19 protein-coding genes are annotated in these 20111 nt (G+C 63.4%); 11 read left to right on the top strand and 8 right to left on the bottom strand.

Annotated elements, in window-relative coordinates; all coding sequences use genetic code 11:
• The first annotated feature begins 4 nt into the window (after positions 1 to 4).
• Positions 5 to 1216, top strand: coding sequence for an APC family permease (locus tag GL4_RS02855; RefSeq protein WP_172653277.1), 1212 nt, complete (start codon positions 5 to 7; stop codon positions 1214 to 1216).
• Between the two features lie 3 nt (positions 1217 to 1219).
• Here the strand turns inward: GL4_RS02855 and GL4_RS02850 are convergent, their stop codons facing one another.
• From GL4_RS02850 to GL4_RS02835, 4 genes are all read right to left on the bottom strand, one after another.
• Positions 1220 to 1915, bottom strand: a complete 696-nt coding sequence (locus tag GL4_RS02850; RefSeq protein WP_045364339.1) for a glutamine amidotransferase — start codon at positions 1913 to 1915, stop codon at positions 1220 to 1222.
• A 104-nt stretch (positions 1916 to 2019) separates the two neighbouring features.
• Entirely contained in the window at positions 2020 to 3543 is a 1524-nt protein-coding gene (locus GL4_RS02845) for a gamma-glutamyltransferase (protein ID WP_045364335.1), read from the bottom strand.
• 125 nt (positions 3544 to 3668) lie between these two features.
• Positions 3669 to 5474: a phosphoenolpyruvate carboxykinase (GTP) gene (locus tag GL4_RS02840; protein WP_045364332.1), complete on the bottom strand. Its 1806-nt coding sequence runs from the start codon at positions 5472 to 5474 to the stop codon at positions 3669 to 3671.
• A 113-nt stretch (positions 5475 to 5587) separates the two neighbouring features.
• Positions 5588 to 6334, bottom strand: a complete 747-nt coding sequence (locus GL4_RS02835) for a HugZ family pyridoxamine 5'-phosphate oxidase (RefSeq protein WP_052464069.1) — start codon at positions 6332 to 6334, stop codon at positions 5588 to 5590.
• A gap of 176 nt (positions 6335 to 6510) precedes the next feature.
• On the opposite strand from GL4_RS02835, the gene GL4_RS02830 reads away from it, so the two are divergent.
• The 5 genes from GL4_RS02830 to GL4_RS02810 all read left to right on the top strand — a co-directional run bounded on the left by GL4_RS02830 (position 6511) and on the right by GL4_RS02810 (position 10367).
• Positions 6511 to 7206: a response regulator transcription factor gene (locus GL4_RS02830; protein ID WP_045364328.1), complete on the top strand. Its 696-nt coding sequence runs from the start codon at positions 6511 to 6513 to the stop codon at positions 7204 to 7206.
• A gap of 12 nt (positions 7207 to 7218) precedes the next feature.
• The gene (locus GL4_RS02825) at positions 7219 to 9033 is read left to right on the top strand and encodes a sensor histidine kinase (protein WP_045364325.1); all 1815 of its coding nucleotides are present in this window, start codon (positions 7219 to 7221) and stop codon (positions 9031 to 9033) included.
• Between the two features lie 16 nt (positions 9034 to 9049).
• On the top strand, positions 9050 to 9547 hold the full coding sequence (locus GL4_RS02820; protein WP_045364323.1) for an HPr kinase/phosphorylase: 498 nt from the start codon (positions 9050 to 9052) through the stop codon (positions 9545 to 9547).
• Between the two features lie 100 nt (positions 9548 to 9647).
• Positions 9648 to 10049: a PTS sugar transporter subunit IIA gene (locus GL4_RS02815; protein WP_045364320.1), complete on the top strand. Its 402-nt coding sequence runs from the start codon at positions 9648 to 9650 to the stop codon at positions 10047 to 10049.
• Complete coding sequence (locus GL4_RS02810) at positions 10050 to 10367, top strand: HPr family phosphocarrier protein (RefSeq protein ID WP_045364317.1); 318 nt, start codon at positions 10050 to 10052, stop codon at positions 10365 to 10367.
• 46 nt (positions 10368 to 10413) lie between these two features.
• On the opposite strand, the gene GL4_RS02805 is transcribed toward GL4_RS02810, so the two are convergent.
• A complete protein-coding gene (locus GL4_RS02805; RefSeq protein WP_045364315.1) occupies positions 10414 to 10989 on the bottom strand; it encodes a cytochrome b/b6 domain-containing protein in 576 nt (191 codons plus the stop codon).
• 225 nt (positions 10990 to 11214) lie between these two features.
• Between GL4_RS02805 and ahcY the strand changes: the two genes are divergently transcribed.
• A complete protein-coding gene (gene ahcY / locus GL4_RS02800; protein WP_045364312.1) occupies positions 11215 to 12603 on the top strand; it encodes an adenosylhomocysteinase in 1389 nt (462 codons plus the stop codon).
• Positions 12604 to 12666: 63 nt separating this feature from the next.
• Here ahcY and GL4_RS02795 read toward each other — a convergent pair whose 3' ends face one another.
• Complete coding sequence (locus GL4_RS02795) at positions 12667 to 15198, bottom strand: arylsulfatase (protein WP_045364310.1); 2532 nt, start codon at positions 15196 to 15198, stop codon at positions 12667 to 12669.
• A gap of 170 nt (positions 15199 to 15368) precedes the next feature.
• On the opposite strand from GL4_RS02795, the gene GL4_RS02790 reads away from it, so the two are divergent.
• The gene (locus GL4_RS02790) at positions 15369 to 15656 is read left to right on the top strand and encodes a hypothetical protein (protein WP_045364307.1); all 288 of its coding nucleotides are present in this window, start codon (positions 15369 to 15371) and stop codon (positions 15654 to 15656) included.
• A gap of 60 nt (positions 15657 to 15716) precedes the next feature.
• On the opposite strand, the gene GL4_RS02785 is transcribed toward GL4_RS02790, so the two are convergent.
• Together GL4_RS02785 and GL4_RS02780 are read right to left on the bottom strand one after the other, a co-directional pair.
• Entirely contained in the window at positions 15717 to 15950 is a 234-nt protein-coding gene (locus GL4_RS02785; protein WP_045364304.1) for a tautomerase family protein, read from the bottom strand.
• Complete coding sequence (locus GL4_RS02780; protein WP_045364301.1) at positions 15932 to 16351, bottom strand: (R)-mandelonitrile lyase; 420 nt, start codon at positions 16349 to 16351, stop codon at positions 15932 to 15934. The genes GL4_RS02785 and GL4_RS02780 overlap by 19 nt, the downstream gene beginning before the upstream one ends.
• 309 nt (positions 16352 to 16660) lie before the next feature.
• Between GL4_RS02780 and GL4_RS02775 the strand changes: the two genes are divergently transcribed.
• From GL4_RS02775 to GL4_RS02765, 3 genes are all read left to right on the top strand, one after another.
• Positions 16661 to 17881, top strand: a complete 1221-nt coding sequence (locus tag GL4_RS02775; RefSeq protein WP_045364298.1) for a permease — start codon at positions 16661 to 16663, stop codon at positions 17879 to 17881.
• Between the two features lie 103 nt (positions 17882 to 17984).
• The gene (locus GL4_RS02770; protein WP_045364295.1) at positions 17985 to 18299 is read left to right on the top strand and encodes an EthD family reductase; all 315 of its coding nucleotides are present in this window, start codon (positions 17985 to 17987) and stop codon (positions 18297 to 18299) included.
• Positions 18300 to 18667: 368 nt separating this feature from the next.
• Positions 18668 to 20053 (top strand): porin, encoded by a 1386-nt coding sequence (locus tag GL4_RS02765; RefSeq protein WP_197539057.1) that lies wholly within the window; start codon positions 18668 to 18670, stop codon positions 20051 to 20053.
• The last annotated feature ends 58 nt before the right edge of the window (positions 20054 to 20111 follow it).

Genomic DNA, 20111 nt, shown 5'->3' with positions numbered 1-20111 from the left:
TCCTATGATACTTAGCGCCCTCATACTCCTGACGACAGCCGCCTGCGCGGGGCTGATGGCGTGGCCGAAGCTCGCAAACAACCGCCTTTGGCGCGCCACTCTGACGCCGCTGGCCTCGATCATCGGCTCGGGCTTCCTGGTTCTCGGTCCCATTCTCGACGACCGGTTCGGTGCCTACGGGCTCCTCGCCATGATCGCACTCTGCGGCATGGCGGCCATGTTCGGCTCGGCCATCCGCTTCAACATCGCCGCGTACGACCAGGACGGATGGATCGCCGGATCGCCGGTCGAGCGGCTGGAGCACGTCTCCTCCTGGGTGCTTGCCTTCGCCTATATCATCTCGGTCGCCTATTACCTGAACCTGTTCGGCGCCTTCGGTGTCAGTCTCGCGGATGTCGATCAGGACTTCTCGGCAAAGCTTCTGACCACAGCGATGTTCGCGTTCATTCTCGTCATCGGATGGACGCGGGGGTTCTCCGCGCTCGAACGACTCGAACAGATTTCCGTGGGGCTGAAGCTGGCGGTCATCGGCGGCCTGCTGGTCGGCCTTGCGGTCTATTTCGGCGCCAAGGCGTCCGCAGGCGCGCTCGTCCTGAACGCGCCGCAGGTTACAGGCTGGAACGCGGTCGCGATGCTCTTCGGACTGATCGTCACGGTGCAGGGCTTCGAGACCTCGCGCTATCTCGGCGACACCTATTCCGCCAAGACGCGCATCGCCTCCATGCGGCTGGCCCAGATCATCTCGACCGTGATCTATCTCGTCTATATCGGCCTCGTGACGTTCGTGTTCGCGCGCGAAGACCTGCATTTCTCGGAAACGGCGGTGGTGGACATGATGGGCATGGTCGCGCCAATCCTCACCGTGCTGCTGGTGGTGGCGGCACTCAGCGCGCAGTTCAGCGCGGCGGTGGCGGACACGAGCGGATCGGGCGGGTTGTTCGAAGAGCTGACCCACGGCAGGGTCTCGAGCCGGGTCGGCTATCTCCTGCTCATCGTCATCGGCATTGCCCTGACCTGGACCGCTGACGTGTTCGAGATCATCGCCTATGCCTCGCGCGCCTTCGCGGCCTACTACGCCATTCAGGCGGGCATCGCGGCGCACTTCGCCCACCGCAACAAGCCGTTCGGGCCTCTGTGCCTGTCCTATGCGGCGCTCATGGTGCTCGGGCTCGCCATCACGCTGTATGGCACGCCGGTCGAAGGCGGCGGCGAATGACGGCTAACTGCGCGGCAACCGGTCGAGCCAATCGTTGAACAGCGTGCGGCTGGCTTCGTTGGTTGCCGGCGCATAGCGCGCCGTGGTGGCGCGCATCTCGCCCAAGTCCACATTGGAGTTCGCCAGTTCCAGCGTATGGCCGATGAGCCAGCGCTCCATGTCCTCCTTGGGCAGTTCCACATGGAACTGGAGCGCGAGCACGTTGGGTCCGTATGCGAAGGCTTGGTTGGGCGTGATCGTGGTGGAGGCGAGCCGCGCGGCGCCGGAGGGCAGATCGAACGTGTCGCCATGCCAGTTCAGAATGTGCAGGCCTTCCAGCACGCCAAGCGGCGAGGCCTTGCCTTCCTCGGTCAAGGTCAGCTGGTCCCAGCCGAGCTCCTTCTCCGCGCCGGGATAGACGCGGGCCGCGAGCACCGCCGCCAGGGCCTGAGCGCCGAGGCAGATGCCCACAACCGGCGTGCCTTTCTTGACCACGGCTTCGATCAGCTTCAGCTCGTCGGTCAGAAACGGATAGCGTTCGAACTCGTAAACGCTGATGGGCCCGCCGAGGATCAGCACCAGATCGGCATCGAGCGCCGGGCTGAGATCGTCGCGCCCCGCTTGAAGATAGGTGAGACCGATGCCGCGCTCGGCGAGCACGGGGCCGAGCGTGCCGGCATCCTCGAAAGCCACGTGATAGATGGCGACGGCGTTTTTCATGGGGTCTCCCTCCTTGCGCGCAAGTCTTGAAGGTAAGCACCGGCGCGAAGAGGTCTATTGTCCTATCGCGACGCCGGGTTGCTCGTTTGCGACATGGCGTGCCGTTATGCGACTTTGGCGACGCCCTGGCGTCGCGGATCGCCAGCCCCTTGCGCGCCCTTCTTCTCGTGCCAGCGCGCCACATGCACGCCGCCGAAGAACAGGTTTAGCTCGGGCCAGGCCTTTACGTTCTCGCTGAGCGCGCGCAAGGCCGCCCCTTCCTCTTCGGTGAAGCCCGGTTCGAAACTCACCGTGCCGCAGCGTTCCACATGGAGGCGCGGCGCGTTCACCGCGTCCTCCACGTCCATACGGTGCACCAGGATGTTCACCGCCACCTGCAGGATTGCGGTGCGGATACGATTGGACCCGCCCGTACCGATCGCGGTGACGGTGCCGTCGGGTTCGAGAATGATCGTCGGCGCCATCATGGACGACATGCGAACGCCTTCGTGAAACGCGCCGGGCTCGCCGCCCACCACGTCTTCCTCGCCGAGCATGTTGTTCAGCATGAAGCCGTGATTGCCAACGATGAAGCCGTTGCCTTCGCCGTTCGAGAGGCTGACGGCGGCGGCATTTCCTTCCGAGTCGATGACGCTGATATGGGTCGTACCGCGGTAGGCCGGCGGCGCCGCCACGCTCGCGGCGATGTCCGCGGCGAGCGCCCCGGCCGCGAGCTTCGCGGCGAGCTTATTGCCATGGGCGCCGCGCACCTCGTTTGTGGCGATCATGGCCGCTGCCAACGCGCGCGCATCGATCGGCTGTCCCGCTGCGGCAAACGCCTCGAGGTAGGACAAGCCGTAAGCGACGAGCGCCCCGCCCGCGCTGGGCGGCGGATTGAGCGCGACCGCAGCGCCGCCGAACCGCCATAGAAGCGGGTCGCGTATGCAGACCTCATAGCGCTTGAGGTCGTCGAGCGTGAGATGCCCGCCGAGGTCCCTTGATTGGGCCGCGATGGCTTGCCCAATATCGCCATCGACGAAAAGGCGCGCACCGTCCTCGGCGAGCCAGGAGAGCGTTTCGCCGAGCCGTTCGTTGCGGAACGTGTCTCCGCCTTTGAGGAGGGTGCCGCCGGGAGCGAAGATCGCCCGCGCCGACGCACTCTGCTGCAGGATCGGCGCGACGACCGTGAACAGATAGGCCTGGAAGTCCGAGAGCGGAAACCCTTCGTTCGCCGCGCGGACGGCCGGCTCAACCAGCCGCTTCATGGGCAGACGCCCATAGGCCTCGTGCATGGCGAAGAGGCCTTGCGCGATGCCGGGGGTGGCGCTGGACCCAAGCCCGATATGGAACTCCTGGGTAGCAGGTCCGAAATTAGCGTTGATCGGAAAGAAGGAGACGTCGTTCACTGCGCGGCGCTTGAGCGGCGTCTCCACAAAGAAGTCGAACAGCTTAGGCGCGCGCTGGCCCGCCGCCCGAGCCATCAGGAAGCCGCCACCGCCGGGAGAGGCGAACACGGCTTCGGCGACGAAGCTCATGCACACGCCGGCAATGGCTGCATCGAAGGCGTTGCCGCCATCGGCGAGGATTTCGGCGGCAGCCTCGGCGGTCCGGGTGTGGCCGGCAGCAACGACGGATTGGGGTTTGCTCATCGGGGAGTGCGTAAGGGGCGTTGCCGCCGGGAGCAAGGGCGAGATGCACGAAACAGGCGCTCAAAACGGTACATGGCCGAGACAAGCCCGGCCATGTTTCTGTCTCTTGTCACTGCCGAGTTCGGCTAGCTCAAGCGTTTCTCGAGATCGGCGAGTTCTTCCTTCAAGCCGCCGGGCAGTTTGTCGCCGAACGACTCGTAGTGCTCCTTGATCGAGGGGATCTCCGCCTTCCACCCTTCGAGGTCGACGCGGAGCAACTCCTTCATGTCCCCGCTGTCCACGTCGAGCCCGTCGGTGTCGAGACCGCCCTCGGCCGGTATCTTGCCGAGCGGCGTGTCCACGGCCTCGGCCTTGCCGTCGCAGCGCTCGAAGATCCATTTCAACACGCGCGCGTTCTCGGCGAAGCCCGGCCACAGAAACTTGCCGTCCGGGCTCTTGCGGAACCAGTTCACGTAGAAGATCTTCGGCATCTTATCGCCGCCCTTCTCGCCGACCTTCAGCCAGTGCGCGAAGTAGTCACCCATGTGGTAGCCGCAGAAGGGCAGCATCGCCATGGGATCGCGGCGCAGGTTGCCGAGCCCGCCCGTTGCGGCGGCCGTCTTCTCCGAGGCCATGATCGAGCCAAGGAACGTGCCCTGCCTCCAGTTCTCCGCCTCCATGACGAGCGGCACGACGGAAGCGCGGCGGCCACCGAACAGAATCGCGTCGATCGGCACACCCTTCGGATCCTCCCATTCGGAGGCGATGACCGGGCACTGGCCGGCGGGCGCGGTGAAGCGCGAGTTCGGATGCGCGGCCGGCCGGTCGGAGTCCGGCGTCCAAGAGCGGCGCAGCCAATCCGTCGCGTGGGCCGGCGGCTCCTTCGACATTTCCTCCCACCAGACATCGCCGTCGTCGGTGAGCGCGACATTGGAGTAGATGCAATTCGCATCCAGGGTCCGCATGGCGTTGACGTTCGACTTGTCGGAGGTGCCCGGCGCCACGCCGAAGAAGCCGGTCTCCGGATTGATCGCGTATAGGCGCCCGTCCTCGCCGAACTTCATCCAGCAGATGTCGTCGCCGATGGTCTCGGCCTTCCAGCCGGGAATCGTCGGATTCAGCATCGCCAGGTTGGTCTTGCCGCAGGCGCTGGGGAAGGCGGCGGCGATGTACTTCACCTCCCCTTCCGGATTGGTGAGCTTGAGGATCAGCATGTGCTCCGCAAGCCAGCCTTCGTCCCGCGCCTTCACGGAAGCGATACGCAGCGCGTGGCACTTCTTGCCGAGTAGAGCATTGCCGCCATAGCCGGACCCGTACGACCAGATCTCCCGCGTCTCGGGGAAGTGCGAGATGTACTTGGTTTCGCTGCAGGGCCACGGCACGTCGGCCTGGTTCGGCGCCGTAAGCGGCGCGCCCACCGTGTGCATGCCGCGGACGAAATCGTCGCTGTCGCCTAGTGCGCCCCAGACTGCGTCTCCGACGCGGGTCATGATGTGCATGTTGGCGACGGCGTAGGCCGAGTCCGTGACCATGACGCCAATGCCCGCGATCGGGGAACCAACCGGCCCCATGGAATAGGGCACCACATACATGGTGCGGCCCTGCATCGCGCCGTCATAGAGCGCGGTCAGGGTCTCTTTCATCTTGGCCGGGTCGAACCAGTTGTTGGTCGGGCCGGCGTCTTCTTCTTTTTCGGAACAGATATAGGTTTGGTCTTCGACGCGGGCGACGTCTTTAGGGTCGGAACGGACCAGGATCGAGTTTGGGCGCTTCTCGGGGTTCAGCCAGATCGCCGTGCCGCCATCGACCATCGCCTTCAGCAGCGCCTGGTATTCTTCCTTGGAGCCATCGCACCAATGGACCGCCTCCGGCTTGAATAACTTTTCCGCCTCGGCCACGAACTCCAGCACTTTCGGATTCGTGGTCGGGGCCACTTTTGACTGAACATTCATGCGTTTCCGTCCCTATTTATTGGTTGTCTGTCTGCGGTTTTAATCGATGGAGCTGTCTCCAATACGCGTTGTTCTTGGAAAACGCCTATCGGCAATTAGGCCAATGGCAATTGTCAGCCAGAGCCTAGCGTGGCCCTGGCCTCATCCACAAGTCGTACGAGTTCGTTTCGCGCGTCCTGCGGGGTCTCAATCCGGCTCCGGAAATCGACCCGCAGGGTCTCAGAGCCCCGCACGAGATCGCACCCCAACGGATCGAGGCCGCTCATCAGCCAGGGTGGTGCGGCCGGATCGGCTGCTACACCGCCGAAGACCTGCGCATAGAGGGCGATTGCGTCGGCGTGGTCTTCGTTCATGTGCGCCACGATCCCTTCCTCGGCCTCGAGGAGGCTCTCCGCGCCCGCGAGCGGGACCAGCAGGTCCTCCGGCGATAAGTCGACGATGCGGCCGAAGCCGCCGATGAAATGGGCGCTCTCGATATCCAGCCTCCAGAACGAAAAATCGGGAAAATCCGCGTAAAATGCGGCCTGAGCCTGCCGGGCCAGGAACCGGCGGCGAGCGTTTGGATCGTCGGTCCGCTCCGCCCGCCCGCTGAGTGTCAGCCGCGCGCCTTGCAGCGGATCGCCGCCGTCCGCCCGGCCCGAACCCGTCCCATCCAGAAGGATTGCCGCGCGCGGGTCTTGCACCAGATTGCGCGTATGCCGGGCCAGCGTCGAAATGAGGAAGACCGGGGACCCGTCCGCCTCCGTCGCTAGGGTGATGAGCGAGGCATAGGGCGCCCCGGATGGGGGCTCCAAGGTCGCCAAAGCGCCCTTGGAAGATAGTCGCACGAGGCTGCGCGCTTCGGCCGCTATCTCTGCCATATCGGGTAATTCTGGAGAGTTATTTACTTGCGCCATAACGGTTTTTGTTGCATCCCGGTATCGATGGGTCGGGCGCACGACGCCCCCAGCTCTGCCCCGATGCTGCCATGGTTTTCGCGCAGCGCTAGGAGCATAACACCCAGTCAATCGCGCAACGCGCGCAAAAAGGCCCCCCTATGCCAACAATTGCCCTTGTCGATGACGACAGAAACATTCTCACCTCCTTGCGCATGGTGCTCGAGGCGGAAGGGTACAAGACCCAGACCTACAACGACGGCGCCAGCGCGCTGGACGGCTTGTTTGACAGTCCGCCCGATCTCGCCATCCTCGACATCAAGATGCCGCGCATGGACGGTATGGAGCTTCTGCGGCGCCTTCGTCAGCGCACGGAGATGCCCGTGATCTTCCTCACCTCGAAAGACGAGGAGATCGACGAGCTGTTCGGGCTCAAGATGGGCGCGGACGACTACATCCGTAAGCCCTTCCCGCAGCGTCTGTTGATCGAGCGCGTCAAGGCGGTGCTGCGGCGCGCCCAGCCTCGCGACACGGCCCAAGTGGCCGACGACAAGTCGAAGGTCCTGGAGCGGGGAAAACTGAAAATGGATTCCGAGCGCCACACCTGCGTGTGGGATGGGCTGCCGGTGACCCTCACCGTGACCGAGTTCCTGATCCTGCAGGCGCTGGCGCAGCGCCCGGGCGTCGTAAAAAGCCGGGACGCGCTGATGGATGCGGCCTATGATGACCAAGTCTATGTCGACGACCGCACAATCGACAGCCACATCAAGCGGTTGCGGAAGAAGTTCAAGGCCGTCGACCAAAGCTTCGATGTGATCGAGACACTTTATGGCGTGGGCTATCGCTTCAAAGAATAACGGGCAGCGCCAATGACTGCCGAGGCCGAAAGGTCCTGGCAGCAGGACTCCGGGACGTGGCGCGCCCGCGCCATGCGCGCTGGCCGTGCCGTTCTCTACTGGGTCCGGCGCGCCACGCGCTGGCTCGGACAGCACCGTCCATTCCGGCATGGCTTCTCGAGCCTGACCCGCCGGATCGTCGTGCTGAATCTCATCGGCCTTGCGATCCTTGTTTCGGGCATTCTGTATCTCAACGACTTGCGCGCCGCTCTGATCGGCGCCGAGGTTCAGAGCCTTCAGACGCAAGGCGAGATCATCGCCCGGGCCATCGCCGCGTCGGCGGGCGTCGATGCCGGCGAGTCCGAGGTCGACCCGGAAACGATCCTGGAACGGGAGATGGGCGATGCGGCCTTCGCCGAGAGCGGCGCCCTGCCGAACGCGCTCGGATTCACGATCGATCCCGAGCGCGCCGCGCCGATCCTGCGCCCACTAGTGAAACCCACGGGCAGCCGCGCGCGCATCTACGATCGCGACGGCGCGCTGATCCTCGATTCCGACACGTTCTATTCGCGCGGCGAGGTCTTGCGCTACGACCTGCCGCCGCCGGAGACGAGCGAACCCGATGCGCTGACGACGTTCTGGAACGCCGTGGCCAATCAGTTCCAACCCTTGGATCTGCCGGTCTATACGGAGATCGGAACCGTGAACGGGAAGGCCTACCCGGAGGTCGAGGCGGCGCTGACGGGCACGTCCGTTCCCATCGTCCGCAAGAACGAGAAGGGTGAGATTGTCGTCTCCGTCGCCGTACCCGTCGAACGCATGCGGTCGGTGCTCGGTGTGCTTCTGTTTTCGACGCGGGGCGGCGACATCGACAAGGTCGTTGCCGCAGAGCGCTGGCGTATCTTCCGCGTCGCGCTGTTCGCCGCCGCTGTGACTGTCGTCCTGTCTCTTATCCTCGCGAACACCATCGCCGGCCCGATGCAACGCCTGGCCGTCGCGGCCGAGCGCGTACGGCACAGCGTCAAGGCGCGCGCCGAGATCCCGGACTTCACGGACCGCTCCGACGAGATCGGGCACCTGTCCGGCGCGCTCAGAGACATGACGGCAGCGCTCTATAACCGTATCGACGCGATCGAGAGCTTCGCGGCCGACGTGGCGCACGAACTGAAGAACCCTCTCACATCGCTGCGCAGCGCAACCGAGACCCTGCCGGTCGTGAGGGACCAGGAATCGCGCATGCGGTTGATGGAAATCATCCAGCACGACGTGAGGCGGCTCGACCGTCTGATCAGCGACATCTCCGATGCCTCGCGGCTCGATGCGGAGCTGGCTCGCGAGGATGCGGGGCCTGTCGATTTGGACGACCTACTGCGCGCGACCGTGTCGCTCTACAACGACATCCACCTCGACGATCTGCCTGAAGTGTCGCTGGAGATCGACCATGCGCCCGGGAGCTATCCCTACCGCGTGATCGGCCACGACAGCCGGCTGCACCAAGTGATGGTGAACCTGATCGAGAACGCAATCTCCTTCTCGCCGCCGCGCGGCCGCGTGATCATCACGGCACGGCGGCGCGGGACCAATATTGAGATCTTGATCGAAGACGAGGGCCCGGGAATCCCGCCGGAGAATCTGGAGCGCATATTCGAGCGCTTCTATACCGACCGGCCCCACGAGACTTTCGGTCAGAATTCCGGTCTCGGTCTCAACATCTCGCGCCAGATCATCGCGGCCCATGGCGGAAAGCTCTACGCGGAGAACAGACCGCCGCCGGGAGGAGACACGGGGGCCTCGGGCGCAAAGCGCAGTGGTGGCGCGCGCTTCGTCATCCGCCTTAAAGCCGCGTAACGGTTCCGGAAAAACAATGACGCGCGATCCTGTCCCTGGCGGCGTTCGAGAGACCGTGCATGGCACCTGCGTGGCGCTTGGGACCGACGCCGCTCTTCTCCGTGGCGGCTCGGGTGCCGGCAAGTCCGACCTCGCCTTGCGGTTCCTTGCGCTGCCGGACTGCGAAGAGGGACTTCCGCGCCTCGTAGCCGACGATCAGGTTTGTTTGACCCGCGCCGAGGACAGCCTGATGGCAAGCCCCCCGCCAAATCTCGCGGGGCTCATCGAAGTGCGCGGGCTTGGAATTCAGACGGTTTCTTTCGCCCGTTCGGCGCGTCTGGTCGTCGTGTGCGACCTCGTGGCTGCGCAGGACGTTCCTCGCATGCCGCCGGACCCCTGGGACCGGACCGTGTTGGCGGGAAGCGAGATTCCGGTGCTCAAGTTGGCGCCTTTCGAGACATCCGCGCCATTGAAACTTAGACTGGCGATCGTCGCCGCCACGGCACACTTGCGCGTCGTGAACAATAGGGTTTAGGAAGGCGCGGATCAGACTTGCGTGATCAGACTTGCACAGTCCCCTTCCGCCCGAAGACAATGGTGGCCCATAGCGGGGCGGCATTCATCCCAGAGGTAGCATGATCGGCGTCGTCATCGTGACCCACGGAAATCTGGCTTGCGAATTCCGGGCAGCGCTGGAGCACGTTGTCGGTCCGCAGGAGCAGGTCGAAACGATCTCCATCGGACCGGACGACGACCTCGATGCGCGGCGCGCCGACATGCTTGCGGCGCTTGCCAAGGTCGATTCCGGCGACGGCGTTGTCGTCCTCACCGACATGTTCGGCGGCTCGCCGTCGAACCTTGCTATCTCGGCGATGGAAAAACCCGATGTCGAGGTCGTGGCCGGCGTCAACCTGCCGATGCTCGTCAAGCTGGCGAGTGTACGGGGGGAGTGCGGCCTCGAGGAAGCGATTACTCAGGCGCAGGAAGCCGGCCGCAAATATATCAGCGTCGCCAGCCAGATCCTGGCGGCGCACTAGATGGGCGGCAAGAGGGCCCGTATCGAACTCTCGGACCCCGCCAGTGGGACCTACGCGGCCAACGTCCTGATCCCGAACAAGAAGGGGCTGCACGCCCGGGCCTCGGCGCAATTCGTGCGCACCGCCGGCGACTACAAGGCCAACATTCAGGTCAGCCGCGACGGGCAGACCGTCGGCGGCACCTCGATCATGGGGCTCATGATGCTCGCGGCCGGCCAAGGCGATTTCATCCATATCGAAGCGAGCGGCGAGAGCGCGAAGGCCGCCATCCACGCGCTCGTGGCCCTGGTCGAAGACGGCTTCGGCGAAGAAGACTGACGAACCGCCACAAGACAAGCGCCGGCAGAAGGCCCGCCGCAATTGGCTATTCCGCGCGCTTCTTCCCCGTCACCATCGACCGGGCCAGGTTCTCATGATGCGCGAAGCTCGCGAACAGGACGGCCGAGATGTGAACGAGGATGAGCGCGAGCGTGATGTTCGCGAGCACCTCATGCACTTCTTCGAACTGCTCGGCAGTCTGCTTGGTGACCATGCCGGCCAGCGGACCTGCATTTTCGTCCCCGCCATACACGATCAGACCGGCGACGCCGGTGAGCGCAAGCATCACGATAAGGGCCACGATCATGTAGCCGCCGCCCGGGCTATGGCCAAGGTAGCGCTTGCCTTTCCGGCGCAGCAGATCGCGCACATACGCAAACGTCGTCGACGGGGAATAGAGGAAGTCCGAGAAGCGGGCGTGCTTCGAGCCGACAAGGCCCCAGATCACGCGGGCAATCAGCATCGCGGCGATAACATAGCCCGCCCACACATGGACGACGTGCGGATCCTCGACCAGATAGGCCACGATGAAGGCGGCGACCACGGTCCAGTGGAAAATGCGGACGATAGGATCCCACACCACCACTTCCGTTCCGGAAGAAGCCTCGATTTCGTTCCCCATGATCTCATTCCTCAATAGATCCGCTGGCAATTTGCCATCCAGCAGTGACAACAAAAATGACGCAGATTAAAGGGACCTGAAACGGCGGCGCGGCAAATTTGCCGTCCGGAAACCGCGCACCCCCGTCTTGACTCCCCCAGCTGCCTATAACATATAAGGACTTCTTTATATCTTTATGCAGCCACGTTGCGAGACGCAACAGGCAGGACGCAAAGGCAGGACGGCATGAACTACCACGTCAAGGATATCGGGCTCGCCGATTGGGGCCGTAAGGAAATCGCCATCGCAGAGACCGAGATGCCGGGACTGATGGCCGTACGCGACGAATATGGCAGCGACCAACCTCTGAAGGGCGCCCGAATCGCAGGCTGCCTGCATATGACCATTCAGACGGCGGTTCTGATCGAGTCGCTTCAGGCGCTCGGCGCCGAGGTCCGCTGGGCCTCGTGCAACATCTTCTCGACGCAGGACCATGCGGCCGCGGCCATCGCCTCGACGGGAACGCCTGTGTTCGCCGTGAAGGGCGAGACGCTGGAAGAATATTGGGACTACGTGGACCGCATCCTCGAATGGCCGGGAGGTGAGACCGCGAACCTCATTCTCGACGACGGCGGCGACGCCACCATGATGGTCATCCTCGGCGCCCAGGCCGAAACCGACCCCTCCGTGCTCGACAATCCGTCGAACGAGGAAGAGGAAGCCTTCTTCGCCACGATGAAAAAGCGCATCGCGCGCGATCCCGGTTTCTACTCCAAGGTCCGCGACAATCTCAAAGGCGTGTCCGAAGAGACGACCACCGGCGTGCACCGCCTCTACGAAATGCAGAAGAAGGGCACGCTTCCCTTCCCCGCCATCAACGTGAACGACAGCGTGACCAAGTCAAAATTCGACAACCTTTATGGCTGCCGCGAGAGCCTTCCCGACGGCATCAAGCGCGCCACGGACGTCATGCTGGCCGGCAAGTATGCCGTGGTCTGCGGCTATGGCGATGTGGGCAAGGGCTGCGCCGAGAGCCTGAAGAGCCAGGGCGCGCGCGTGGCCATCACCGAGATCGATCCGATCTGCGCGCTGCAGGCGGCCATGGAAGGCTACGAAGTAACGACCATGGAAGCGGCCGCGCCGCGCGGGGACATCTTCGTGACCACGACCGGCAACAAGGACGTCATCACGGTCGACCATATGCGCGAGATGCACGACCGGGCCATCGTCTGCAATATCGGCCACTTCGACTCGGAGATTCAGGTCGCTGCGCTGAAGAACTTCAAGTGGCACAACGTGAAGCCGCAGGTGGACGAGGTGGAGTTCCCCGACGGCAAGCGCATCATCCTGTTGGCCGAAGGCCGTCTGGTGAATCTCGGCTGCGCTACGGGCCATCCGAGCTTCGTGATGAGCGCCTCCTTCACCAACCAGGTGCTGGCGCAGATCGAGCTGTGGCAGTACTCGGACAAATACGAGAACAAGGTCTATGTGCTGCCGAAGCATCTCGACGAGAAGGTCGCGCAGCTGCATCTGGCCAAGCTGGGTGCGCAGCTGACGAAGCTCAACGACGAGCAGGCGGCCTATATCGGCGTCAGCGTCGACGGACCCTTCAAGCCGGAGCACTACCGCTACTAAGCGAGCGTTACCACCGCTACCTAGATAGGGGCGCCGGCAGGCGCCCCTTTTTTGTTGCCCTGCCTACAGTGCGTCCGCCGCGGCCTTCTGCGCGTTTTCCAGCGTCTTGATATCCTCCGGCGTGAGCGTGGGCCGATCCATCTTGATCGTCAGCTTCTCGAGCTTGGCGGTCAGCGGGAAGGGCGGCTTGTAGTCTGCGTCGTTGACGCCGGTGAGCGTGTCGGAGCCGATGTCGAAGCTCTCGTCCCACTGCAAGATCATCGGCAGGGTCTTCTCCATCTTCTTGGTGGCCACCACCTTACCGTCGACCTTCAGCGTCCCGGTTCCCGATTTGCCGACGCCGCTGAAATTATTATACGCCAACGTCCCGGAGCCCAGGCCGTCATACACGAAGTCGAACTCGACCGTGTGGCGGCCAGGCGAAAGCGCATCCGGACCCTCCCATTTCAGCCGTTCGAGGTCGACCATGTTCCATAGGAACATGGGCTTGCCCTCCTTGAGGTAGAAGCCATAACCGCCGAAGCGACCGCCCGAGGTGAGGATCATGCCCTCGGCCCCGCCTTCCGGCACGTCGATGTCGGCGGTGATCGTGTAGGAGGTGTTCAGCAAGACCGGCGAGTCGCCTTGGGGCAGACCAACCATCGGACGCGTGTAGACGAACTCGGTGCGCCCGGCGGTGATGTTTGGACGCGGCGCGGCGATGCGGGCCGCGAACGACGCATCTAGCGGAAAGACTTGATACTTCTTCGCTTCGGCAACGAACTTCTCCCGCATCTCGGCGACCTTGTCCGGGTGTTGTGCCGCGATGTCGGTGGTCTGGTTGAAGTCGTTGCTCAGGTCATACAGCTGGAAGACCTGATTGTTCAGCGGATCGGGATTGGCAGGGCCAAACCCCTCCCATGGTGCGCGATTGACTTTGGTGCTTAACAGCCAGCCATCGTCGTAGAGCGCCCATTGCCCCATCATCTCGAAGTATTGGGTCTTGTGCCGGGACGCCGTCTTGGCATTCTCCGCATCGAAGGTGTAGGCGAAGCTCGTGCCCTCGATCGGCGCCTGCTTGATGCCGTCGACCATGTCTGGCGCCGAGATACCCGTGACCTCGAGAAGGGTCGGCACCACATCGATGACGTGAATGAACTGCTCGCGCAGATCGCCCTTGTCCTTGATGCGCGACGGCCACGACACGACCATGTTCTGGTTGATGCCGCCGAGCCTGGAGGCATTCTGCTTGAACCAGTCGAAGGGCGTGTCGAACGCCCATGCCCAGGCCGCCGACATATGATTGTAGGTCTGCTCCGTGCCCCAAACGTCGTAGAACTTCATCTGCACGTCGACCGGGATTTCGTTCATGCCGTTGAAGAAGGCGACCTCGTTCGGCGTTCCCAAGGGCCCGCCCTCAGCGCTCGTGCCGTTGTCGCCGTTGATGTAGATGACCAGCGTGTTGTCGCGTCGGCCAATATCCTCGAATGCTTGGATCACGCGCCCGATCTCGTGGTCGCCATACGCTGCGTAGGCGGCGAAGACTTCGACCTGGCGGATGAAAAGCTTCTTCGCCTCAGGCGTGAGTTCGTCCCAGGGCTTGAGGACGTCCTTCGGCCAAGGCGTCAGCTTCGCATCCTGCGGGATGATCCCAAGCTTCTTCTGGTTCTCGAAGATGCGCTCGCGCAGTTTCTCGTAGCCGTCGTCGAAAAGGTGCATCGCGCTAATCTTGTCCACCCATTCCTTGGTGGGATGGTGCGGCGCATGGGTGGCGCCAGGCGCGTATTTGATGAAGATCGGCTTGTCCGGCTGAGTCTGGTGTATGCGTGAAATGTAATCAATCGCGTCGTCGGCCATGGCGGTCACGAGGTTCCAGGTTCCTTCCTGACCCTTGAACGGATAGATCTGCGTAGTGTTGCGGAACAGGTTGGGCTGCCACTGGTTGGCGTCACCGCCCACGAAGCCGTAGAAATACTCGAAACCCATGCCGGTCGGCCATTGGTCGAAGGGGCCGACCTGGCTTGCGGCGAAGGCCGGCGTGTTGTGATCCTTGCCGAACCACGACGTCGCGTAGCCGTTGTCGAGCAGGATGCGGCCGATCGTTGCCTTGTCTTCGGCGATGATGCTGTTGTAGCCGGGGAACCCGGTCGATTGCTCGGAGATCACACCGAAGCCGGCCGAGTGATGATTGCGGCCCGTGATGAGCGCCGCCCGCGTCGGCGAGCACAGCGCCGTGGAGAAGACTCTCGTATAGCGCAGCCCCTCATTGGCGATCTCGTCCATTGTGGGTGTCGGGATGACGCCGCCGAACGTGCTCGGCACCCCGAAGCCGGCATCGTCCGTGATGATCAGCAGGATGTTCGGTGCGTCCTTCGGCGGTACGATGCGCGGCGCCCACCAGGGAGTCGACTCGAGGGCATCGTTCTTGATGACACCGCCGAACTTGGGATCGGGCGCCGGAAGCTGTTGACCGTCGATCGTCGTTGTGGCGCTGGGGGAGCCCGGCGTTCCGGTTATCTTCTGTGCGTGCGCGGGGTCCACTGCCAATACGAGCAGACACGCGGCGAGCGACCCGGCCCGGACGTACGTTATTGACTTAAACAGAAAATGCCGCATTTCTGACCTCCCTTGGCGACGGTCTACAGTGACCCGCCGGCGCCTTTCGGAGGGCCCATTCGCGCCGGCCTTGGCGCGGTCGGCGGCATAGGATAGCGCTGCGCCATGTCAGAATCTTGCCATTCGGTGCCGTCTTCGGGGATAGACTCCCTTTAGAGGAGTACGGACGGATGCGCCTGGAACATTGGCCCGCGTGGCTTTATGCGATTGCCTGCGTGTTGGCGCTGGCGCTGGTCCCGATGAGCGCCGCCGGATGGATCGCACGCGACCCTCTGTCGGCTATTCCGGCTGTGCTGCTCGGGCTGCCGTGGAGCATTGGTCTGCCCTGGCTGGGCGCCTCCGAATCCGTGGCGCTTAACCTCGCTCTCCTCCTGCTGGGGATGGCCCTCAACTTTGGCCTGCTCTGGGCATTGGGTACGTGGCTCGCCGCACGACTGCGCAAGCGCGGGGCGCCGTAATCCGGAACGAGGCGTGTGTTCACGAGCGCCCGTGGCGGTGGCCTGAGCAGTCCTGGTCCCTCAGGGCCGGGGCCCGTAGCCGGGCTCCTTCGTCAGCGTGTCCCATTTGTCGAGGATGTCGGGTTTGAAAACCTGCTCGGTCCACGCATCGGACGGCACCTCTTCGAAAGCGACCGAGACGGCCTGCGGCCCGCTGCCGAGGATCCCCGTCACCGCGCGCACGATCGCATCGGTAAGCTCCGCCTTCTGCTCGGCGCTCTTGCCGGGATAAAGCTTCACGACGATATGGGGCATTCCGTCCCTCCCAAATAGTCCGCGTCGGCGACCTGCTCCATCCAGGTAACGGTGCTGCCGTCGAGGGCCTCCTGGATCGCGATATGGGTCATGGCCGTTGTCGCCGTCGCGCCATGCCAGTGTTTCTCGCCCGGCGGAAACCAGATCACGTCGCCGGGGTGAATGTCGATGCGCGGGCCGTCTTCCGTCTGAGCCCAGCCTAAGCCCTCGGTCACGATCAAGGTCTGGCCCAGCGGATGCGTGTGCCAGGCGGTACGCGCGCCGGGTTCGAACGTGACCACCGCGCCGGCCACCCGGGCCGGGTCCTCCCGTTGAAAGGCCGAGCCAATCCGCACGTCGCCGGTGAACCAATCGGCCGGGCCCTCGACAGAAGGCTGCGTGCCGTTGCGAACGATGTCCATGGTCGTGGCTCCTTTTTGCTCGGCGGCGCGCAATGCGCGCCCTCATCGCGTGTTGCTCAGCCATTCTCTATTATCAGTTCGCGCGTGCTTCAATGCGCGCAGCGATGTCGCTAGGCGCTACTTGAGCGCGTGTGACATCTTACAGATGGAGCAGGCACAGGCGTTGCTGCCGGAGGAAGTACGCAGGCGTGAGCCCGTACGGCGCTCTTATTTCATCGGCATCTTGGCCGCTCAAATTTTGGATCAATTTCTCAAGTGCCGTGTTGGCCCAGTAAGGAAAGCAAGCGGGAAAGCGAGGCGTGTCTAGTCATGCAATCGGACTTCATGGAGACTTGGCATACGGCGGCCTTTACCACCGTTGGCCTGTTCTGGATGGCGCTTTGGGCATTCGGCTTCGGCTATCTGATTTCAAGCATGATCCAGGTCTTCGTGACCCGGGAACGCATGAAGAAGAGCATGGGAGAAGCCGGGGCAGCCAGTGTTGGACTAGGGACGCTCTTCGGGTTTCTTTCAAGCTCGTGTTCCTTCGCCGCCCTTGCGACAAGCCGCTCCCTATTTACGAAAGGGGCCGGACTCATTCCATCTCTCGCCTTCCTGCTTGCCTCGACCAATCTCGTAATCGAACTCGGCATTGTCATCGCCGTCTTCCTGAGCTGGCAGTTCGTCGTCGGCGAGTATGTCGGCGGTGTTCTGCTGATCTTGCTGATGTGGCTTCTTGTCCGGCTCACCTATCCGACGCGGCTTGTCGAGCAGGCGCGGCAGCACGCGCGTCAGGAAGAGGGACGGACGGCTGACGAGGATATCCCGGACTGGCGCAAGCTGATCCAGAGCACGGAAGGCTGGCGCATGGTCGCCATGCGCTACGTGATGGAATGGCGCATGGTGTGGAAGGATGTGCTGATCGGCTTCACCGTGGCTGGAATCATCGCCGCATTCGTGCCGCGGAGTTTCTTCGAAGCCCTGTTTGTCGGGTCCGGCAGCCAGAACCCCGCCTTCTGGGAAGTGCTGCTGCAGGCGATCGTCGGACCTGTCGCCGCGTTCTTCACCTTCATCGGCTCGATGGGCAACATTCCGCTCGCCGCCGTACTCTATTCGAATGGCGTCAGCTTCGCGGGTATCATGGCGTTCATCTTCTCGGACCTCGTGGTCTTCCCCGTGTTGCGCATTCAGGCCAAATATTACGGGTGGAAGATGGCACTCTACATCCTCGGAATCTTTCTCGCCGTGCTGGTAGCGACCGCGATCATCCTGCATTACGGGTTTGCCGCCTTCGGTGCGCTGCCGGATTCCGCCAACGCGCAGAGCGTCACAGATCGGCAGTTCTTTCGCGTAGACTACACGCTGTTTCTCAATCTGGCCTTTCTGGCCTTGAGTGCGTTTTTCCTGTTCTGGAAAACCAAGACTGCGGGCTTCGATATGAGCCTGCCCGACAAGCTCAGCGAGCAGGCGCTGGTCTGGCTGTCGGTTGTCGCGCTGGTCTGGCTCGCTGTGGGGCTTTCCCTTCCGCTCTTTGGTCTCGCCGGAGGCTGATGTCACGGCCGGTCGAGACGCTCTTGGCCTCGACACACTGTCGCGGCCGTCCTACACACCCCCAACGCACACAATCATCCGACCATTCGAGGAGAGCGCACGCATGATCAAGGTCAGCGTTTTTTACCCCAACGAAGCCGGCGCACGTTTCGACCACGACTACTACGCCCAGAAGCACATGCCGATGGTCGCGGAGAAGATGGGCGACGCCTGCCTGCGCTATACGGTCGACAAAGGTATCGCGGGCGGCGAGCCCGGCAGCGATGCGCCCTTCGTCGGCATGTGTCACATCTACTGCGACTCGGTCGAGAGCTTCCAGGGCGCCTTCGGGCCGCACGCCGAAGAGATCATGGGCGACATTCCGAACTACACCGATCTTTCGCCCGTGATCCAAATCAGCGACGTCGTGGTCGACTGATCGGGTTCTCCCACTCTTCGATGCTCGCGTCGGCTAACGGTCCGCCGTATGCATCGGCCGCAATGATTCTCTGACTTGTCATGCCCGCGCACGCGGGCATCCAGTACTCACCGCCCGTCGCGATTCGCGCAGGGTGGTGGTTACTGGATCGCCCGGATCATCAAGCTTGTGCTCGGGCCCGCGCAGCCGGACCCGGGTGCCGGGCGATGACGGCAGTGACAAAGTTATGGCGGGACGCCCGGCGCTGGTCAGGGCGCCGCCCCGTGTGACATGCTTGGCGTCAGGGTCGCCGCGTCCATTCCGAAAGCGAAGCTGGTGCGGCCGGGCCGCAACCGTTCGATGCGCTTTTGGAAGGGGCGCCCGCCGTCATGAAGACCGCCGTCCCACATAGGATGCCCGGTGCCGCGCAAATCCCGCTCGCGATCGTTGCGGCCGGCGTTTGTTTCTGGCTCGAGGGGTCGCCGGTCCGGGCGCAGGAGGCGTACGAGGGCGCGGCCGTGCCGGTCGAAGACAGGGGCACGGGCCCCGTGCCCGACGGCGCGGCGGAATCTCAAATCCAAACCGACGATCCGCTCGCCGGCAATCCGAACGCGGGCGACCCCGAAGTCGACGATCCGTACGACGTCGTCGACGAGGGCTGGGAGCCGCTCAAGATCGGCCCGGTGCGCATCGGCGGCGCGTTCCGCGTGAACTACATCGTCAACGATTGGGACGACGCTTACGACTGGCCGGGGGAATTTGCCTTCGACACCGCGCGCATCAATCTCGACCTAGATACGGAAGCGAGCCCGTTCATCGGCTCGTTCGAGTACCGCTACTACCAGGACAAGTTCGCGGACGGCCACGACTATTCGATGATCCATCATGCCTGGATCGGACGGAAGTTCGGCGAGACGCGTGAAGTGCAGGCCGGCGTGACCAAGGTGCCGTTCGGCATCCTGCCTTACGCCTCGCACAACTGGTTCTTTCAGCTGCCCTACTATCTCGGGCTCGAGGACGATTACGATCTCGGCGTCAAATACATCGCCGACGATTCGCCGTGGAACATCCAGCTGGCGTATTTCCCGAAGGACGAGGGCAACTATTTCGGCGATAGCGGCGACAGCGCGCGCTACTCCTACGATCTCGTGCGCGAGGGCACGAACGGCAACGCCGAGCGCAACCAGTTCAACGGGCGGCTGGCCTACACGATCGACCACCGGGAGGGCTATGCCACGGAGGTCGGCGTGTCGCTGATGGTGGGCGAAGTCGACAACAGCAACCCCCAAGGCGGAGACGGCAGCCGCTATGCAGTGGCCGCGCATCTCGTCGGCAATTACGACCGCTGGAACGTGATGCTCCAGGCGCTGCACTACGACTACGACGTGGACAACGATCCCAACCGCGACGCGAGCCCCGACGGAAGTTTCGTCGTCTTCGGCGCGTACGACGCGGCGTATTACGTTGCGTCTGTCGCGAGCGTCTACACGGCCGGCATCGCGTATACGCTTCCGGTCGACTGGCAGCGCGTGAAGTCGCTCACGTTCTATAACGACTTCAGCCTGATGGCGAAGGAGGAGAGCGGCTTCAAGAACAGCTTGCAGAACGTCGTCGGCTGCGCCGTGGATGCGGATCCGCTCTACGTCTACGTCGATCTCGCCATGGGAAAGAATCAGCCCTGGCTCGGCGGCGACTGGACCACCGCGCTGGCCGATGGCGGGCTGGAGAACGATTGGCACGCCCGCTTCAACATCAATGTCGGGCTGTATTTCTGAGGCTCGCAGTGTCACGGCCTTCGGGGTGGCGGAAGGGGCCACTGAATGCCAACGCGAT

The sequence above is a fragment of the Methyloceanibacter caenitepidi genome, assembly GCF_000828475.1.
GTDB classification, from domain to species: Bacteria; Pseudomonadota; Alphaproteobacteria; order Rhizobiales; family Methyloligellaceae; genus Methyloceanibacter; species Methyloceanibacter caenitepidi.
This window is presented reverse-complemented; position numbering and strand designations above follow the sequence as displayed.